This window comes from Caldibacillus sp. 210928-DFI.2.18, assembly GCF_020554505.1.
In the GTDB taxonomy this organism is placed as follows: Bacteria; Bacillota; Bacilli; order Bacillales; family Caldibacillaceae; genus Caldifermentibacillus; species Caldifermentibacillus hisashii.
Window position 1 is genome coordinate 38,664 of the sequence record NZ_JAJCHL010000004.1, and the last position, 18,371, is coordinate 57,034.

The 18,371-nt window shown below is 37.2% G+C and carries 17 protein-coding genes and 1 riboswitch; of the genes, 9 read left to right on the top strand and 8 right to left on the bottom strand.

The window, feature by feature from the left end; all coding sequences use genetic code 11:
* Positions 1-10 precede the first annotated feature (10 nt).
* From LIZ98_RS02115 to LIZ98_RS02135, 5 genes are all read left to right on the top strand, one after another.
* Positions 11-3,103, top strand: coding sequence for an AAA family ATPase (locus LIZ98_RS02115; protein ID WP_227138759.1), 3,093 nt, complete (start codon positions 11-13; stop codon positions 3,101-3,103).
* Positions 3,104-3,359: 256 nt separating this feature from the next.
* Positions 3,360-4,355, top strand: a complete 996-nt coding sequence (locus tag LIZ98_RS02120) for a LacI family DNA-binding transcriptional regulator (protein ID WP_309240436.1) — start codon at positions 3,360-3,362, stop codon at positions 4,353-4,355.
* A gap of 232 nt (positions 4,356-4,587) precedes the next feature.
* Entirely contained in the window at positions 4,588-6,006 is a 1,419-nt protein-coding gene (locus tag LIZ98_RS02125; protein ID WP_227138761.1) for a sucrose-specific PTS transporter subunit IIBC, read from the top strand.
* Positions 6,007-6,120: 114 nt separating this feature from the next.
* Complete coding sequence (locus LIZ98_RS02130) at positions 6,121-7,569, top strand: glycoside hydrolase family 32 protein (RefSeq protein ID WP_227138762.1); 1,449 nt, start codon at positions 6,121-6,123, stop codon at positions 7,567-7,569.
* A gap of 186 nt (positions 7,570-7,755) precedes the next feature.
* Positions 7,756-8,010, top strand: a complete 255-nt coding sequence (locus tag LIZ98_RS02135) for an alpha/beta-type small acid-soluble spore protein (protein WP_227138763.1) — start codon at positions 7,756-7,758, stop codon at positions 8,008-8,010.
* 51 nt (positions 8,011-8,061) lie between these two features.
* Here the strand turns inward: LIZ98_RS02135 and LIZ98_RS02140 are convergent, their stop codons facing one another.
* The 3 genes from LIZ98_RS02140 to LIZ98_RS02150 all read right to left on the bottom strand — a co-directional run bounded on the left by LIZ98_RS02140 (position 8,062) and on the right by LIZ98_RS02150 (position 9,487).
* Positions 8,062-8,688, bottom strand: coding sequence for a class I SAM-dependent methyltransferase (locus LIZ98_RS02140; protein WP_227138764.1), 627 nt, complete (start codon positions 8,686-8,688; stop codon positions 8,062-8,064).
* A gap of 143 nt (positions 8,689-8,831) precedes the next feature.
* On the bottom strand, positions 8,832-9,146 hold the full coding sequence (locus LIZ98_RS02145; RefSeq protein ID WP_227138765.1) for a DMT family transporter: 315 nt from the start codon (positions 9,144-9,146) through the stop codon (positions 8,832-8,834).
* Positions 9,146-9,487 carry a DMT family transporter gene (locus LIZ98_RS02150; protein ID WP_034768858.1) on the bottom strand — a complete coding sequence of 114 codons (342 nt, stop codon included), beginning with the start codon at positions 9,485-9,487 and terminating at the stop codon, positions 9,146-9,148. The genes LIZ98_RS02145 and LIZ98_RS02150 overlap by 1 nt, the downstream gene beginning before the upstream one ends.
* Before the next feature lie 61 nt (positions 9,488-9,548).
* Positions 9,549-9,649, bottom strand: a riboswitch (guanidine-I (ykkC/yxkD leader).
* A 233-nt stretch (positions 9,650-9,882) separates the two neighbouring features.
* Here LIZ98_RS02150 and LIZ98_RS02155 point away from each other — a divergent pair.
* Positions 9,883-10,350 (top strand): hypothetical protein, encoded by a 468-nt coding sequence (locus LIZ98_RS02155; protein WP_051989019.1) that lies wholly within the window; start codon positions 9,883-9,885, stop codon positions 10,348-10,350.
* Positions 10,351-10,444: 94 nt separating this feature from the next.
* Here LIZ98_RS02155 and LIZ98_RS02160 read toward each other — a convergent pair whose 3' ends face one another.
* The 4 genes from LIZ98_RS02160 to selD all read right to left on the bottom strand — a co-directional run bounded on the left by LIZ98_RS02160 (position 10,445) and on the right by selD (position 14,820).
* Positions 10,445-11,308 carry a hypothetical protein gene (locus LIZ98_RS02160; RefSeq protein WP_108897737.1) on the bottom strand — a complete coding sequence of 288 codons (864 nt, stop codon included), beginning with the start codon at positions 11,306-11,308 and terminating at the stop codon, positions 10,445-10,447.
* A 361-nt stretch (positions 11,309-11,669) separates the two neighbouring features.
* A complete protein-coding gene (locus LIZ98_RS02165) occupies positions 11,670-12,392 on the bottom strand; it encodes a C39 family peptidase (protein ID WP_227138766.1) in 723 nt (240 codons plus the stop codon).
* Between the two features lie 106 nt (positions 12,393-12,498).
* Positions 12,499-13,551, bottom strand: coding sequence for a tRNA 2-selenouridine(34) synthase MnmH (gene mnmH / locus LIZ98_RS02170; protein WP_227138767.1), 1,053 nt, complete (start codon positions 13,549-13,551; stop codon positions 12,499-12,501).
* Between the two features lie 228 nt (positions 13,552-13,779).
* Positions 13,780-14,820, bottom strand: coding sequence for a selenide, water dikinase SelD (gene selD, locus LIZ98_RS02175; protein WP_375293562.1), 1,041 nt, complete (start codon positions 14,818-14,820; stop codon positions 13,780-13,782).
* Between the two features lie 280 nt (positions 14,821-15,100).
* Between selD and LIZ98_RS02180 the strand changes: the two genes are divergently transcribed.
* Positions 15,101-15,283, top strand: a complete 183-nt coding sequence (locus LIZ98_RS02180; RefSeq protein WP_034768868.1) for an H-type small acid-soluble spore protein — start codon at positions 15,101-15,103, stop codon at positions 15,281-15,283.
* A 159-nt stretch (positions 15,284-15,442) separates the two neighbouring features.
* Positions 15,443-15,880: a CBS domain-containing protein gene (locus tag LIZ98_RS02185; protein WP_034768870.1), complete on the top strand. Its 438-nt coding sequence runs from the start codon at positions 15,443-15,445 to the stop codon at positions 15,878-15,880.
* Between the two features lie 108 nt (positions 15,881-15,988).
* Here LIZ98_RS02185 and LIZ98_RS02190 read toward each other — a convergent pair whose 3' ends face one another.
* Positions 15,989-17,404, bottom strand: coding sequence for an amino acid permease (locus LIZ98_RS02190; protein WP_227138769.1), 1,416 nt, complete (start codon positions 17,402-17,404; stop codon positions 15,989-15,991).
* Between the two features lie 385 nt (positions 17,405-17,789).
* Between LIZ98_RS02190 and LIZ98_RS02195 the strand changes: the two genes are divergently transcribed.
* Positions 17,790-18,230: an Rpn family recombination-promoting nuclease/putative transposase gene (locus tag LIZ98_RS02195; RefSeq protein WP_227138770.1), complete on the top strand. Its 441-nt coding sequence runs from the start codon at positions 17,790-17,792 to the stop codon at positions 18,228-18,230.
* Positions 18,231-18,371: the final 141 nt, after the last annotated feature.

Sequence of the window (18,371 nt, forward strand, 5' to 3'; positions counted from 1 at the left end):
GGACAGGAAGATGAGACCAATTAAACTGACCATGACCGCATTCGGACCATATAAAGATCGGGAAGTCATTGATTTTACCGAGCTGGATGAAAATCGAATATTTGTCATATCCGGTAATACGGGTGCCGGGAAAACAACGATCTTTGATGCCATTTGTTTTGTTCTATACGGAGCGGCCAGTGGGGAAGATCGCAGTGATGTAAAAGGACTGCGTAGTGACTTTGCCGATGATGATGTACATACTTCTGTTGAATTAGAATTTGAATTGCGTGGTCATTTATATCGAATCAAAAGGCAGCTCTCCCATGTGAAAAAAGGAAACAAAACAGCAACTGGCGAGGCTTACGAATTTTACGAAAAGATAGGAGAACAAGAGATTCCGTGTGTGGATCGGCAAATTGTTTCCGAGATTAATAAAAAGGTAGAAGAATTGGTCGGTTTAACGCGTGACCAATTTATTCAAATCGTCATGCTTCCACAAGGCGAGTTCCGGAAACTCCTGACATCGCAAACGGAAAATAAAGAGGAAATACTCCGTAAAATTTTTAAAACCGAACGCTATACACTTATTAGCCAACGATTAAAAGAAAAGAAACAACAGGCAGAGGATGATTTTACTCGGGAAAAACAAACGCGTGACCGCTATTTTTCCGATATTCAAACTTTATTGCCGGCACGGGATGAATCAACTTTATTTGCAACTCTTGCACAAGAAAATTTTAATACCTACCAAGTTTTAGACGGCTTAGATGAAGAATCTGTTTATTATGAGAAGTCCATTGAAGCAAATAAACAAAACGAAAAATTAGCTGAAGCAGCCTATCATAAAAAACTTGAAGAGTACCATAAGGCAGAAGGGATTAATGAGGAATTTAAAAATCTGGAAGAAAAAGAAAATCATCTTAAAGAAGAAAGAGCGAAAGAGCCAATTTTTAAAGAGAAGAAAGTTCAGCTGGAAAATGCAGAGCGGGCAGGAAAAATTGAAAGCTATGAAAACCAAGTGAATGAATGGCGCAAAGATGAAAAGGAAAAGTCTGCTCGCTTTCAATTGATAGAAAAATCTTATCATCGTACCGTTCAAACTTTGCAAACCGCGGAAGCTTCATATAAGGAACAGGAAAGTAAAAAGGCTGAGCGAGAAGAGATAAGGAAAAAGCTAGACGGTTATAAAGAGTTTTTACCTTTAGTCCAAGAGATCGACATGAAAAAACAAGAACTTATGGAACAACAAAAAAATGTTCAAAACCTGGCTAAAAATCGGGATTCTATTGTCAGTACAATTCAAGAGCAAAAAGAAAAGAAACAGAAATTAAACGATCAAATTAAGGGGTTGGAGATTCGAGTAGATACATTACCGGATAAACAACAGAAGTTAATTGAACTACGGAATCAGGCAACCGTGTTACAAGGTTATTTAAAACTACAACGAAAACAAGCAGAAATGGATAAAGATGTAAAGACGAAAGAGAATCAATATAGCACAGCGAAACAAAAATACGAAACAATGGAAGCCGCTTGGATCAATGGTCAAGCAATTATTCTCGCTTCCCATTTACATGATGGTGAAGCTTGTCCGGTTTGCGGAAGCACAGAACATCCGAATAAAGCAGGCGGTCATGTTGATGTACCAACAAAAGATGCGTTGGATGCTGCAAAAATTGAATTCAACCAAATTGATGGAGCCTATAGAGATAGTAAAGCAAAATATAATACTTTGAAGGCAGAGCTTGAAGAAAAGGCAATTGAAGTTCGTCAGTTGGGCTTCCATGTTCAAAATGTTGAAGCAACTTATATAAAAATGGTTGAAGATGGGGAAAAATTAAGTGCAGAAGTTGATTCATTGCAATCGGAAAAAGAAAAGTTGGCTCGTTTAAAGACACAACTTGAAAAATTGGAAGCAAACTTAAGTCAGATGGAAGAACAACAAGCGTCTGTTACGGAAGACTACCAATTACACAATACTGCCTATCAAGCAAATAAAGCTGTCTATCAAGAACAATTAAACCGGATTCCGGAAGATTTACGACAACTATCCGTCCTAAAGGCAAAAATCGCTGATACAGAAGCGATTCAAAAGACAATGGAGCAAGCTTGGGAACAGGCACAAAAACAAATACAATCAGCGAAAGAAGAAGTCGCCAAAGCAAAGGTAAACTTAGAAAATGCAAAACTCGCTTTGGATGAAAGCCGTAAGAAAAAAGAAAAAGCGGAACAACAGTTTATTGAAATGTTGCATAAAGCCGGTTTTTCGAATGAAGAAACATATCGTCAGGCAAAAATGGCAGAAACAAGCCAAAAACAGTTAAAAGCGGAAATTGAATCTTATTATAACAATATTGCTTCGTTACAGCTCCTGGTGAAAGATTTGCATGAAGCATTAAAAGACAAACATAAAGTTGATTTAAACGAATTAAAAACCGAACTGGATCAATTAAAACAAGCCTTCGATCAGGCACAAGAACAGTTAAGGCAATCAGAACAGTATTTACAGCATGTAAAAAAGTTGCAGAAAAACATTTTTGAAGCAAATGAGCGTGTTACAGAATTTGAAAGACGGAAAAACATTGTCGCAGATCTCTATGATGTGATTCGTGGACAAAATGATAAAAAGATTTCTTTTGAACGCTATTTACAAATTGAATTTCTGGAGCAAATTCTGATTGCTGCCAATGAACGACTAAAGCGTTTATCAAATGGTCAATATGTGTTACTTCGCAGTGAGCGGCAAGAAGCAAGAGGGAAACAAAGCGGCCTTGGACTCGATATATATGATTCCTACACGGGACAAACACGTGATGTAAAAACATTATCCGGCGGTGAAAAGTTCAATGCGTCCTTGTCACTTGCTCTCGGTATGGCAGATGTGATTCAAAGTTATCAAGGCGGCGTGTCGATCGATACGATGTTTATTGATGAGGGATTTGGTTCACTGGATGAGGAATCATTAACAAAGGCCATTGATACATTAATCGATTTACAACAAACCGGTCGAATGATCGGGATTATTTCCCATGTTCAAGAGCTGAAAAATACAATCCCTGCGATCCTGGAAGTCAATAAAACGAAGGAAGGATACAGTAAAACACAGTTCGTTATTAAGTAGGATTCAAAAAATGACCAAAATATATTCGGAAAATTAACCATGCACAAACAAGTTTTACCTTCAAAGTCAACTTAATATATTTACTGATAAACAATAGCTAATTGGTTCGTTAACCGAATTAGCTATTGTTTTACTCAATTTCAACTTGTTTCCATTTCCTCTTCGTTCGTATTTCGCGTTTTGACAGAATATGTTAAGATATACATAGTTTATGTCGGAATTCGGAATCGAACGTAATTTTCCCATCAATGGAGGGGTGGATTTGGTAACAATCTTAGATATTGCAAAGATGGCAAATGTATCACGGACAACCGTTTCTCGTGTTATAAATAATTCCGGATATGTAAGTGAAGAAGTTCGCGAACGCGTAATGAAAGTTATTAAAGACACAGGATATGTACCTAGTCAACAGGCAAAATCCCTTCGAACAAAAGAAACAAAAGTAATTGGTGTCATCTTACCGAGAATCAGTACCGAAACGGCCAGTAAAATCGTTGCCGGCATTGATGAGGTTCTTAGTAAAGAAGGATATCAAATTTTATTAGCGACAACGAATTTACAAGTTGAAAAAGAGATTGAATATTTACGGCTTCTAGTTAATCGGCATGTTGATGGGATTATTTTCGTTGCAACAAATATTCTTCCCGAAGTTGTCGAGGAAATTAAACAAGTACAAGTCCCAATTATTGTCGTTGGACAAAATATGCCTGATGTGGCATCTGTTTTTAACGATGATTATCATGCAGCTAAATTTTTAACAGAGTTGTTTATAAAAAGAGGGAAAAAAAGAATTGCGTATATCGGTGTCCCGGAAACGGACTATGCAGTAGGTATTGAAAGAAAACGGGGTTATATGGATGCGTTAACGGAATATCATATCGAGGTAAATGAAAAATGGCTTGTAATTGGAAGTTTTGAGACAGAATCAGGTTATCAATGTATGAAAGAAATTATTGATAAGAGTTACACTTTACCGGATGCTGTGTTCGCAGCGACGGATCGTATCGCAATCGGCGCAATTTCATTATTAAAAGAAAAAAATATAAACATACCGGAAGAAATTAGTATTGCAAGTATCGGGGCAAGTGATATATCGAAATATGTTACTCCCAAACTGACAACCATTGATTTCAAAAATGAGAGGGCAGGTAAAGCAGCTGCGGAATTATTACTAAGCAAGATAAAAGGAGAAACAATAAAAAAGGAAAAAATTATTTTAAGTTATAGACTAAGGGAAGGAAATAGTATATAATGAACTAAGTGGAATCGATTCCATAAAAAAATAAGGATTTAAATAGTCCTCCTCTTTTTTAATTATTGTGGAATCGATTCCACAACTTGATGAATATACATTTTATTTTTTTACAGTTTTGAGGAATCGATTCCATGTCGGCGAAAATCAACCTGTAGTCACTTTATCGAATGCTGTCACACATAATTGTTTTGATGAATTGCTAACTTAAAGAATAAGGAGTGAAAAATGTATGTCTGAAAACAGTAAAATTGTTGAAGAGTTAATTGAAGCAATTGGTGGGAAGGATAATATTATTTCTGCCGCTCACTGTGCAACGCGTCTTCGTTTGATGGTTAAAGATAAGGAGAAAATTGATCAAGAACGGGTTGAGAACCTTGATAAAGTTAAAGGGGCATTTTTTAATTCTGGTCAATATCAAGTTATTTTTGGAACTGGTACAGTTAACCGGATGTACGAAGAGGCAATGAAATTAGGTATTAGTGGTACGACAAAAGCGGAACAAGCCCAGGAGGCCGCAAAGAGTGGGAGTACACTTCAGCGGGCTATTCGTACATTTGGTGATGTATTTGTCCCAATTATTCCAGTACTTGTTGCAACGGGTTTATTTATGGGTTTACGTGGTCTTGTCATGCAAGAACAAATTTTAGGCTTATTTGGTCTTACACCTGATGATATCTCACAGAACTTTATACTATTTACTGAAGTTTTAACAGATACAGCATTTGCCTTTTTACCGGCACTTGTTGCTTGGTCCACATTCCGTGTATTTGGTGGTAGCCCAGTAATTGGACTTGTGCTAGGTTTAATGCTTGTAAATCCGGCGTTACCGAATGCATATGCTGTAGCAGGCGGAGATGCAAGCCCATTAATGTTCCTTGGTTTTATTCCAGTCGTTGGTTACCAAGGTTCGGTTTTGCCTGCATTCATTGCTGGTATTGTCGGTGCAAAATTAGAACAATGGATCCGCAAACGGGTTCCAGAAACGTTTGATTTGATTATAACGCCATTTTTAACATTGTTAGTCATGATCACATTGGCTTTATTTATCATTGGACCAATCTTCCATTCGAGCGAAAACATCATCTTATCTGTGTTTAAGTCAATATTAGAATGGCCATTTGGTATTAGCGGACTTATTATTGGCGGACTTAACCAATTAATCGTTGTCACCGGTGTTCATCATATCTTTAATATGCTTGAGATTCAATTACTCGAAGCGTTTGGCAATAACCCATATAATGCAATCATTACATGTTCTGTTGCAGCACAAGGTGGCGCAGCTCTTGCAGTTGGTTTAAAAACTAAATCGCCTAAATTGAAAGCATTAGCACTACCTTCTTCTTTCTCGGCATTTTTAGGAATTACCGAACCTGCAATTTTTGGTGTTAATTTACGCTATTTCAAACCATTTATTATGGGGTTAATAGGTGGAGGAGTCGGTGGTTTCCTTTCAGCAATCTTAGGATTGAAAGCAACTGGAATGGCTATTACCGTTATTCCTGGTACACTTCTCTATTTAAATGGACAAATTTTACTCTATTTATTGGTTAATATCGTCGCAATTGCAACAGCATTTATATTAACTTGGTTGTTCGGATTTTCCGATAAAATGTTAACGGAACAAAATCAAGAATCAAAAGCAAGTTGATAAAGTTCCATTTTACAGTCTGATAAAGCGGTAAAGAGTCAAGATATACTCAATACCGCTTCACTTTCTATATGTAATTTTCCTAAAGAGGACAACGAGAAAAGGAGTTCATTTATGAATAAGGATCTACAATTACGTGAGGAAATTAACAAAAGACTAGAGCAAGTTCGAACGAAAAAGATGAAGGACCCATATAGGCTCGCCTTCCATTTAACACCACCAGTCGGTTTGATGAACGACCCAAATGGTTTAGTTTATTTTAAAGGTAAGTACCATGTGTTCTTTCAATGGAATCCCTTTGGCACAAAACATACATTTAAAGCATGGGGACACTTTTCTTCAGAAGACTTAATTCAATGGGAGGAGCATCCACCTGCTTTGGTCCCTAGTGAATGGTTTGAAAAAGACGGTTGTTATTCTGGTTCAGCGCTAACGCATCAAGGAAAGTTATATTTGTTTTATACCGGGAATGTTCGAACAGACAATGGCGGCAGAGAATCGTATCAATGTTTAGCGGTTTCTGAGGATGGGATACATTTTGAAAAAAAAGGTCCTATTATTGAATTACCTAAAGGGTACACCTCAAATTTTCGTGATCCGAAAGTATGGAGAGAAAAGGATAGATGGTATCTGGTGGTTGGCGCTCAAACAGAGTCATTAGAAGGGACTGTTGTATTATATTCTTCTTTAGATTTACTCCAATGGAAACTGGAAGGCCCATTAGCAGGTCCTAGAATCTCTATGTCGTATAAATTTGGCTATATGTGGGAATGCCCAGATTTCTTTTCTCTAGATGGAAAAGATGTATTGATTTACTCTCCTCAAGGACTGGAGTCACAACAGTATCAATTCCAAAACTTATACCAATCCGGCTACATTATCGGGAGTTGGAACAGACAAACGAAAAGGTTTGAACATGGCAAGTTTCAGGAACTTGATTATGGCTTTGATTTTTACGCTCCGCAAACATTTACAGATAATAAAAAGAGACGAATTTTAATTGCCTGGATGGGGATGGGGGATGAGCAAGAACAGAACCATCCAACAGTCCAAAACGATTGGCTACATGCGTTAACAATCCCACGAGAGTTAAGGGTAAAAGAGGGAAAGATTTATCAAAGACCGGTTAATGAACTGAAGACGTTGCGTAGGAATCATTTTGAAGCTTGTTTTAATTTGGTCCATGAACAAAAAGAAATTCCCACTCATACACAACTTCAAGAAATAATGATAGAAATTAACAAGTTTGACGGAAAAGAACTTAGTCTTCATTTACAAGGGAATTGGAAACTTACTTATTTTAAAGACCAAGGTGTCGTTACTTTTGAACGGATGCGTTTTGACAGATCCGAAAAAGAAACACGAAAATGCTTAGTTGAAACAGTCAAACATATTCATATTTTACAGGACCATTCTTCAGTAGAAATATTTTTGAATAACGGGGAAAAAGTGTTTACGAGCCGCTTTTATTCTGAAAGTACTTGTACCCATTGCCTTCTCTCCGTCGATGGTAGTGCAGCGCTCCATTGGCAAAACTGGGACCTTGATTCCTTTCGCTGTTAATGTGAGGAGAATCATAAAAATATAAATAATTAAAATACTTTCTGAAATTTGGTTTTATTTTTTAACTAAAAATGTTAATGCTGTCCTGTTACCTAAAAACAACATTCTGCCTGTTTTTAAAAAGCAAAATGACCAACAAATAGCCCCGCCCTCTTCTGGACATAATAAAGGAGAGGAGGGGGATATATGCCACGAAGAAATAAAATATTAGTACCGGAAGCAAGGAAAGGTCTGGATCAATTAAAAGCAAAAGTAGCTGGGACCAATAATCCAGAACAAGCAAAATTTGAGGCTGCAGCGGAAGTAGGCGTGCCATTACAACAAGGCTATAATGGAAAATTAACTGCCGAGCAAGCAGGGAAAGTAGGCGGCAGATTAGGCGGTAGCATGGTGAAAGAACTTGTCAAAATGGCACAGGAAAATTTGGGTAAAAGATCATAAAAAATCGTATTATGGCAAACAATGGAAAGCCCGGGAGAAAACTGTTATACCTTATACAGTTTCCTTGGGCTTTAATCCTGGCTTTGCCCAAATTAAGTAAAGAATTCCGCCCCAATGTCGTTCCATTTGTTCAACCTCTAGCTTAGAGTTTTCGACTATCTTTTGGATATTGCCATTGCAATGGCAGCCAGCGATTCTTGAGTAGATAGGATCAATCGCTTTGAGTGTTAAAGACCAGAAGGGGTTGTGACTAAGGCCATGTTCCAAAAGTAAAATTTTGCCATCATTTTTACACCAACTGTTAAATTTATTTAAGGTGTTAACGGGATCCGGATAGCTGCATAATGTTAGTGTAGATACAATACAATCAAAGGATTCTGGTGAAAAGTCCAAATCATCCAAATCTGCATGGATCAATTCTGTATCGATTTGATACCGGGATGCAGCCTTTTTTGCACTTTTGATCATTTCAGCGCTAAAATCTACCCCTGTCACATGAACTTTCTCTTTGTTATAATGGGAAAAATTCGCGCCCACTCCAATACCAACCTCAAGAATGTTACCATAGGCCGAATTTATGATTTTCCTTCTCCATGCAGCCATGTTTGGATTTTTCCGATTTTTTTCATACATCGTTACTTGCTTATCATACTTTTTAATTAAGTTTTTTTGTTTCATATGTTCCTCCAAAATTAAACCCAAACAGCAGTTATTGATAGATTATACCACAATATCAGAAATTTATTGGATATAATTATTTTTAAAAAATTATGAATTACAGAGGAATATGATAGACCATGTTTAAATAGAAGCATTTTTAATTAAGAGACAAGTTTTAAGCCAATAGTCGAACATAAAATAATCGCAATAAACAGGACCCTTTTCCAATTTCTCGACTCTCCATAAATAAACATTCCGATTAAGGTACCAAAAACGACACCGATTCCTGTCCAAATGGCATAAGCTGTTCCCATTGGTAAAAATCGTAATGAATAACCTAAACATAGCAGACTACAACCAAATCCAAGAATTAATAAAACGATCGTTTGCCAATTTCTCGTTTTCTGCAATTGATTGATCATCGCCACACCAAATGCTTCAAATAAGCCTGCCAAAATTAATAAAAACCAAGCCATCACATTTTTTCTCCTTCTTCAACTTGATGATCTGTGACTAATTTCAAGCCAATTACGCCGATTAATAATAGGAATATTAATAAGATTTTTTCCCACCTAAATGGTTCACTAAAGAAAAGAATCTCTGAAATCACCGTACCTACTGTTCCTAATCCGACAAAAACTGCGTAAACCGTCCCGGCAGGAAGAACTTGTGCAGCTGTGATCATTAGGTAATTGCTGAGAATTAGAGCTACTATTGTTCCTGTCCAAGTCCAAAAGCTATCAGCATGGGCTAAACCAATTACCCAAAATATTTCCAAAATAGCTGCTATAATGACTCGCATCCATTGTTGATTCATTAAAACGCACCTCCAGTTTTGTGCTACAAAAAAGCCCTGAGAGAAAACTGTTGAATTCAGTTTCTCCCGGGCTTTTATCCCTCCGTGGCACAGCTATAGAACTGTGAGTTTTCTCTCGGACCGGACCAACATAATCATTGCGGAACCCTAGAAAACAATTTTACCTATATACTTAAAAATTATTATACATGAAATTGAAGCATATTCAAGCGAAACTGGATTTCGTGAGTCCTTTTCATAAAATTCATCTTAGCTAAAACAACATAACAAATTTACGAATGAACATTGAAAGAATCTCGGGAAATAGGCAAACACACAATTCTTAGGTACAAGTTGATAGGGAGATGACTAAATGAATATGATGAAGTGAATGGAAAGGAAGAGGAGAGATGCTTATGTATCAAAGTTACAGTCCCTACTATGAGTATAATGAAAATAGTCGAACTGAGTATTACCATCCAATGCTGTACTCGATGGCAGACTATTTTCCGGCCGCCTATGATGAAAGACAATTTAATCTACCACCCTTTTTCCCAGGAGGAATTTTGGGACCACAGCAGGGTCCACCAAGCTTTTCGCCTCCAATCGGGCAACCTGGCGGAGGAGAACAGGGAGGCCCCCCAACTGGTGCACCTCCATCTTTTATCCCGACACAACAAGCGGGAGTATTTGCGGTAGATCCGGGTGGTATTCGTCGTTGCTTGTTTAGATACACCTATGTTTGGCTGAACAATGGTCAGCAATTCTGGTTTTATCCGATTTTTGTAGGTAGAAGATCAGTAGCAGGTTGGCGATGGATCGGGTTTACGTGGGTTTATTTTGGTATTGATTTGCGACAAATCCAATCTTTTACTTGCGTTTGAGAAAAATATGATTTTTCTTCAGCAAAAAGGTGCCATTCTGAAATAACGGATGGCACCCTTTTTACTTTATGTTCTTAAAGTATAAGATAAAGCTTTATCTGTAAATTTGGTTATAATGCTTTGGAATATTCGTGAACCATTTAACATAAATAAATCGAAACAAGACAATGGTTATAAGATGTAATATTGAAAAATAGAAGAGATTCCAATTTTCTGCTAGGAATAAAAGCTCTTTTTTTACTAAGAAATCATCTAGTAGCCATTTAAAAAATAACACTCCGGCAATCCAATACCATTTAAATTGAAACATTACCACAAATGTAATGAGGAACATGAATAAAAAGATGATTAGAGCATTTAGAGCCAAGGTATTTCTATAGGGATCGGAAAACCATTCAACTGAATAAAGATGGGTAGAAAAAACGACTATCAACAAGAATTGAAGGGTGTTGGAATAAACAGAGATCGTCAAGTACATAGTAATATATCGCACGACTCTTGTCGGATATTTGAGCTTTTCATACCAGAACTTTGCTAAATAAAAACAAATAGGTAGTAGTAAAAAAGTAATCCATGTCCTCCACCAATGATGATCATATAGTTCAAATTTTATGAATAATTCCTCTATCCCTATAAATGATATGGTGGTGAGAATAATTATAACAAATGGATAATGAAAGGCAGCAATTACGCTGGCAGCTGTCGGTATGGCAAGTCCTTGTGAAACAATTGACCCAAGAGTGGAATCAAACCAAAAGGTCTTAATTAAATTTGGTTTATAATCATAGCCGTGGAAGATGATCAATATAAAATAGTCGACAATATAGGATAACCCGCTGATAAAAAAATAGGTTTGAACTAATCTTTTTTTCTCTTTATGTTTGATGATTGTAATGATAAAGACGATAAGGCTAATTCCTGATAATACGAAAAACCAAAAGTAATTGGGCGTATTCACGTCTAGCCTCCTATTGAATATTAAATATGGATCAATTTAACCAGTATTCTTAAGCAAATCGGAACTTTCCTAATTACTTATGCCAATTTCTGAGTAGATTATTGCAATATTTCTATTCTTTGTTATACAGACAAAAAATATCCTAACAAAAAACAGGAAAAACCGATTTATCGACTTTAAAAAATAGATTAACATGTCCAATTGACAAGGAAAATTGCCCTACCCTAATCACAAGAAACACGAATGTATGAACTATTCTAATCTCGAACCACAAGGACATATTTTAGTCACAAAGAAATAGCCTGTCATCAGAAAATTCACAACTAACCCTATCCAAAGAAACACATGCGGCTTGATTCCTTTATTTTGTTATCACAATCGCTTGTTTCCCCATCTGCTCCCAAGCTTGGATAAAAGCTGGTCTGTCCACTTTTTGATTCTTCGTTCCATAAGGGTTGTTCAAATATAGATATTCTTGATCAAATCCGGTTATGACCACACTGTGTTCGCTGAAGGTGATCTGTATTTCCCCTTGTGGCGTGTCCCAAGTTTGGAAATTATGTACCGGTTGAAATGTATTTGTTACAATTACCCAAACCGGCAACCCTTTTTGTAATTGCTTAATAACTTTTTCAAATGGTTCTCCTGTTAAATCTATGACTTTTTTGCCGGCATATGGAACAGCTAACTGATAAATCGGTTCGTGATATACAGCAAGCCCTGGTCCATCCTCCATATTGCCGACAAATCCGACATTTGGATTTCCGTAAAGACCATTGTCATATTGAAGTGGCACCTTAGCTATTTTTTCTGCCAATTCATTTTTTGTCACTTCTATACCGTGATAATTTAGTAACATGGCGAGACTTGTTACTTCACACCCATTGTATAGGCGGGGATGTTCCATTTGATTGATGAGTGGTACATCTAATTGGATTTTTTTAATTTCGCTTGTGTCATTTTCTGTTGAGTCTTCCTGTGACTTGGCTAATAAGTTAATTTCTTCCGCAAAATCAAATTTTTGATTGAAAATATATATGAATACAATTAGGCAAGCAATCACCAAGATTCGCTTTTTTTTCACCCAACTTCAACCTGCTTTCATCACAATTTCCCTTTATTTGTAAAGAGTTCATAAACTCTGCCTAAGGATTTTTATTCCCTTAATGAGGAGTCAAAATAATAAAAGTTTAAAGGATAATTTGATCCGAGCCTTTCCGAGGGATAACATGTTTTACGACTTGTATGGCCTCATCAATATTTTTTACATGTATTATTATTTTTTCCGAGTCAGGATATTGTGGCTCGATTTGTTTATAGCGTTTATCATAGTAATATTCCAAAAGTAACCGGACAGCTTGCTTATAATTTTCAGATTTAAGGTCTTGCTCAATTTGATTGGCAACCGGAGTGTGAATACGTGATTTTATTTTAAGAAAAGCGGCTAAACATTCCGATTGGTTATCCCATGGCCGATATTCTTCTAAAATTTCGTTGATTCGTTCTTCTATCGGTAATTCAATCATCAAAAAGTTACTTTTCCCTTTTAAATCCAATAAAAAATGCGGAAGGGTCACTTTGCCAACCCGACTACTTTCAGATTCAAACATAATAAATGGTGCATGTTGTAATTCCCTTAGTCGATGGACGAGCAAAGCATCAAAGGTTTTCTGATTGTTGGGACGCTGACCGATATGGCCAAAAATTGATCCTTTATGATTCGCCATTCCTTCCAGATCAATCACTGGATAGCCTTCCTTTTGTAAAGTCTGTAAAATTTTCGTTTTCCCGGTTCCGGTTAAACCGCTAAGAACATAAGCAACAGGTGGTAATTGGATATTCTCCAGCTGTTCGATTACCCATTTTCGGTAAGCACGGATCCCTCCGTCCAATCTGTGGACATGAATATTCATTAAATCTAAAAGTGTTGCTGTTGTCCGACTCCGCATCCCGCCCCGCCAACAAAAGACCGTTTTTTCACCATTGATTGCCTTGAATTTCTTAATAAAATCAGGCAGTTTCGCCGAGATAATTTCCAAGCCGCGATCTCTTGCCGCTGTTTCACTGATTTGGGTGTAAATGGTACCGATTTCTGCACGTTCTTCATTGGTAAAAAAAGGAATATTGATACTAGTCGGAATGGAGAAATTTTCAAACTCAACGGGAGACCTGACGTCGATTAATGTCATCTGTTTATTCTCCATTAATGGGATTAATTCTGTTACCGTAATATTTGTAAACATTCGTTTTACCTCCAAAAAAGACCCTTCTATCCACTACTGTTAGTGAATTAAAAACTCAGCCCGTTTTATATTTTGCTCTGCGGTTGTAACACTCTTTACACTATTGTTAGTGAGTTAAAAAACCTTCAATTTTTTTGGCAAGTGGAAAGGGGTTACCCATTATGCGTTTGCATTGTCACTTAACAATCAGTGGGGGATATTGATTCCTCCACTGTTTGAAGTTGCATATTATTCAACTATGACATGTCCAACAGGTTCTACACTCACTTCACCGATTGTGTTTGCTTCCAAACCGGCATTTTTAAGGTCCGTTAATAATTGTTCTGCATCGTTTGCAGCTACACTCATCAATAAACCGCCGGAAGTAACGGCATCACATAATATATGGCGGTCGACTTGATCCATTGTATCGGGAAACGTAACCATATTTTGTACATGAGCGTAGTTATTTTTTGATCCTCCGGGAAGTACGCCTTGTTCCGCCAATTCACGGGCACCCTTAAGAATTGGAACTTGGTTTTTTCTAATTTTTAGACCAACTCTGCTTCCTTTAGCCATTTCAGTTGCATGACCCAACAGACCAAAACCTGTTACATCGGTACAAGCATGGACTTCATACTTTTTCATCAATTCTGCAGCTGTTTTATTTAAAGTAGTCATAACTTTAGTAACCCGTGAAATTTGTTCATCATTGAGTAAATCTCGTTTAATCGCGGTCGTTAATATTCCAACGCCGATCGGTTTTGTTAAAATCAGTTTATCACCGGGAACAGCTCCTGCATTTGTTTTAACTTGATCCGGATGAATCAAACCGGTTACAGCAAGACCGAATTTCGGTTCTTGGTCATCGATGGAGTGCCCACCAACCAACGTTACACAGGCTTCTTCCAGTTTTTCTTGGGCTCCTCGCAAAATTTCGGAGAGGATACTTTTGTCTAATTTACTAATTGGAAAGGCAACAATATTTAAAGCTGTTAAAGGTTTACCACCCATTGCATAAATATCACTAATTGCATTGGCAGCGGCGACTTGACCAAATGAATAGGGGTCATTAACGATCGGGGTAAAGAAATCCACCGTCTGCACAAGAGCGAGGTCATCGCTAATTTTATATACACCAGCATCATCACTTGTATCGAGACCGACAAGTAAATTGGGATCTTTTTTCGAAGGTGGCAACAATCGCAACACTTCTTCCAAATCACTCGGCCCAATCTTACAACCGCAACCGCCTTTTGTCGTTAACGAAGTAAGTTTTATCGCATTCATTTCTTTCATAACAATCCGACCTTCCAATAAATAATGAAATAAACACGCTTCTATTATACATCAATGTATCCGGGTGATAAAAACTAATCAAAAGGAGGGGAATTATTTTATATCGATTAGGACAAGTTTGAGATAAAATGCTGATATTTATTTTTTTAAAATGAAGTGATGGGGACTAAAGATGCGTGAAATGGGACGGACGATTTCGCTGCATTGTTTTTGTATAATAATGAACCATTTGCAAACTCTATAAGTAGTTTCAAAAGGAAGGGGGAAAACGATGGATCAAACTAGAATAAAGCAAATATTATCTTCTCCAAATGATGTAGAAGTTACATATAATGGAGTTTCTGTCTGGGTTGATGAATTGAATGAAGACGGAAGAACGGCCACCGTCCATCTGAGAGGTCCTTTGGAAGAACGGACAGTGGTAGAAATTCGTGAATTAAAAGAGGAATCGTAATATTTCTTCACATTTTTTTATTTTACATGGGAATGATTTTTGAGAAAAAGATTTTGAATGTTACTTTTGGAAAAAAGTTGCCGACGGATCATTTTGTACTTTTGATTGTTATAAATTGAAGAAATGAAAATAATATATTTTTTAATGGAGGTTCATGATATGGCACGCAATTTAAATGAAATTATGACATCAGATGTAGTAACGATTAAAGAATCACAAACGGTTCAAGAAGCCGCAGCATTAATGAGTGAGTATAATATTGGTTCACTGCCGGTCGTTAATAACAACGGGGAGATTGTAGGGATCATTACAGATCGGGATATCACGCTTCGTACAACCGCACAGGGAGAACATCCACAAACACTTGTGTCAGAAGTGATGACTGCACAACAAATTGTCAGTGGAACGCCAAATATGGATGTACATGAAGCAGCCGATTTGATGGCTAAGCATCAAATTCGCCGCTTACCTGTTGTAGAAAACGGCCAAATCGTCGGAATGGTGGCCTTGGGTGATCTTGCCACAGAAAATATTTATGCAAATGAGGCCGGAGAAGCACTGCAAAGTATTTCTACACCTTCTGCACCGCAACAGTAAAGAGAAAGTTAAGTCAAAGAGAAAAAGGGGCTAACTAAATAGCTCCTTTTTTTGTGTTTGTTATCGGAAAAGACTACCATTTCCGCCCTGCGCTTTTGACTTCCCCTTTTATGCGGCAGATTGCTTAGTTGGTACATTTTTTTGTTTACGGAGCAGTGGAAAGAAGAACAAACCGCTTGCCAATAAAATCATTCCAAAAAGAAATGTTTTTAAATCAGAGGTTCCGGCAAAAATGGCCCATGTTGAGTAAAGGGTGGCAAGACAGGCGATGATTCCATCCGACCACCTGCCAAAATGATCCAAATATGTTTCCCCAGTCACAACTAATTTCAGTTGATATAAGGAGGAGATCAAATAAGGAACAAGAAAGGCAAGGGTAGCAATATAGATAACAAAATCAAAGGCGCTGGCCATCGAGTTTGAAATGGTTGAAAAAAGAAATACTTGGGTAAATGCGTTTGTCAGGATTAATGAAAAAACCGGCATTCCTTTTTTATTCTCTTTTGCAAAGGCCGGAATAAAAATCCCTTGTTTTGCTGCTTGATAAGGAACTTCGGAGCTTAATAAAATCCATCCAATGGTCGAGCCGAGTAAGCTGATAATGCCCAGGCCGGATAGTAAATAAGCACCAATTGGACCTAAAACTATTTCCATCGCATCAACTAAAGGCTTTTCTGATTGCACTAATTGATTTTGAGGAAGGATTCCCATTACTAATAAACTGATTCCGATATAAATAGCCAATGCCAACAAGAGACCGATTATTGTTGCCTTTTTAATATCTTGCTTTTTTTTCGCTCGTCCGGAAAATACGACGGCAGATTCAACCCCACAAAATGCCCATAACGTTGAAATTGCTGCGTGATAAACTTGGCCGCCTAAGCCAAGAGATAGACCTGTCTCCTCATATCTTGGGGCGTAAAGGGGCAATAAATTACTTTTTTCAAATGTAAATAAAGCAATAATGATAAACAGGAAGAACCCAATCACTTTTGCTGCGGTTGCAACAAAGTTCAGTTTTCCCGCACCATCCATTCCTTTTAAAATGATTATATGCAATCCCCATAAAAGGATTGAACAGACAAAAAATGTTAATAGATTTCCTGAATAAAGTGTGAATGGGCCAATTTCAACTATTACTAATTTACTATTCAATATTGGAAAGAATGTTGATAAATAGCTTGCAAAGGTTGTAATAATTGCTGCATTTCCGGCAAAATTTCCAATCCAATAACCCCATGAGGACATAAAACCGGATATAAGTGAGGTTTTTGAATTTTTCGGAAACAATTCCTTTGCGTAAATTTGCGGTCCTCCGTGTAACTCGGGCTTTCGTATCGCTAAATTTCCAACAACCAAAGCCAAGAACAAAACACCAAATCCGGTTACACCCCATCCGAGTAAAACACCTGCAGGGCTGGCGGCTTCCGAAAGTGTCCTTGGTAGCATAAAAATCCCCGAACCAACCATGTTTCCAACAACCAAAGCGGTTAAAATCCAGAAACTTATTTTATTTTCAGCCATTAACGGCAGACTCCCTTCAAGTTAAAAACCTGTTTCTCTATGCAAAATCCCTAATAATCATACAGAGTTTGCGAAACTCCGTCAATATAAAAATTTTTCCTGATTTAGAAGGATTTTTTTTACCTATGTCGAATTATTACTAAAAATGTCAGCTTAATGTCCCTCTCCAATAAAAGTGTGTAAGTTCATCCCCGTTTTTACAAGCATTGCTACAAATAAAAATTTATTTAAAACTTCCATCATTCGTTATTTAATACATGAAATTTTGTATAATAAAAATGAAAGGAACGAGTTAAGTTACGTATTATTGAAATGCTGAAGTTTGTCAGGCAAGATAAAGAAAACTTGGCGATTGCTGAGCCTTCAGGCGAGAGCAGAGCCATAGTTGCACTTATACTTAATTCTTAAAATTTCCCACTACGTCGAATTCGCTTCTTTGCTGGAAATTTATACATTCTTAACGTATAAGGAAAATCTGATTCATCCGAATGACCGGATGGCAAAATGGATACGCTTTTTAACAAATGAAGATGATGCGAGGTGGGAAGAGATGGCAAATCAAGACCCGATAATAGAAAATGCGGTAGATATGTTGCGCACAGTAAGTATGGACAGGGAAGCGCGGATGTTGGCGGAAGCCCGTGAAAAGGCATTGAAGGACATAAATTCCATTCGTGGGGAAGGCATAGAAGAGGGCATAAAAAAAGGCAAACGGGAAGATGCGAAAATGATGTTGATGGAAGGTTTAGACCTTCATTTGATCATTAAGATTACAGGATTAACGGAATCTGAGGTTTTGGAATTAAAGGATGAGTTAAAAAGGTAATCCCAATGAGGTGAAACAGATGGCTGAATTAAGTCAGGAAGCCCGGATAAGGAGAGAACTCATAAATTCCTCTTTATGAGTTCTCCTCATAAACTTTTTGGAATAGCATCCAAAACTTTCTATCTGAATATAGTCAGGTAC

Excerpts from the sequence above, each read along its gene's own strand:
- LIZ98_RS02115 (WP_227138759.1), top strand. The coding sequence starts at position 11 with ATGAGACCAATTAAACTGACCATGACCGCATTCGGACCATATAAAGAT.
- LIZ98_RS02125 (WP_227138761.1), top strand. The coding sequence starts at position 4,588 with ATGTCTGAAAACAGTAAAATTGTTGAAGAGTTAATTGAAGCAATTGGT.
- LIZ98_RS02130 (WP_227138762.1), top strand. The coding sequence starts at position 6,121 with ATGAATAAGGATCTACAATTACGTGAGGAAATTAACAAAAGACTAGAG.
- LIZ98_RS02135 (WP_227138763.1), top strand. The coding sequence starts at position 7,756 with ATGCCACGAAGAAATAAAATATTAGTACCGGAAGCAAGGAAAGGTCTG.
- LIZ98_RS02140 (WP_227138764.1), bottom strand. The coding sequence starts at position 8,688 with ATGAAACAAAAAAACTTAATTAAAAAGTATGATAAGCAAGTAACGATG.
- LIZ98_RS02145 (WP_227138765.1), bottom strand. The coding sequence starts at position 9,146 with ATGGCTTGGTTTTTATTAATTTTGGCAGGCTTATTTGAAGCATTTGGT.
- LIZ98_RS02150 (WP_034768858.1), bottom strand. The coding sequence starts at position 9,487 with ATGAATCAACAATGGATGCGAGTCATTATAGCAGCTATTTTGGAAATA.
- LIZ98_RS02155 (WP_051989019.1), top strand. The coding sequence starts at position 9,883 with ATGTATCAAAGTTACAGTCCCTACTATGAGTATAATGAAAATAGTCGA.
- mnmH (WP_227138767.1), bottom strand. The coding sequence starts at position 13,551 with ATGTTTACAAATATTACGGTAACAGAATTAATCCCATTAATGGAGAAT.
- selD (WP_375293562.1), bottom strand. The coding sequence starts at position 14,820 with ATGAATGCGATAAAACTTACTTCGTTAACGACAAAAGGCGGTTGCGGT.
- LIZ98_RS02180 (WP_034768868.1), top strand. The coding sequence starts at position 15,101 with ATGGATCAAACTAGAATAAAGCAAATATTATCTTCTCCAAATGATGTA.
- LIZ98_RS02185 (WP_034768870.1), top strand. The coding sequence starts at position 15,443 with ATGGCACGCAATTTAAATGAAATTATGACATCAGATGTAGTAACGATT.
- LIZ98_RS02190 (WP_227138769.1), bottom strand. The coding sequence starts at position 17,404 with ATGGCTGAAAATAAAATAAGTTTCTGGATTTTAACCGCTTTGGTTGTT.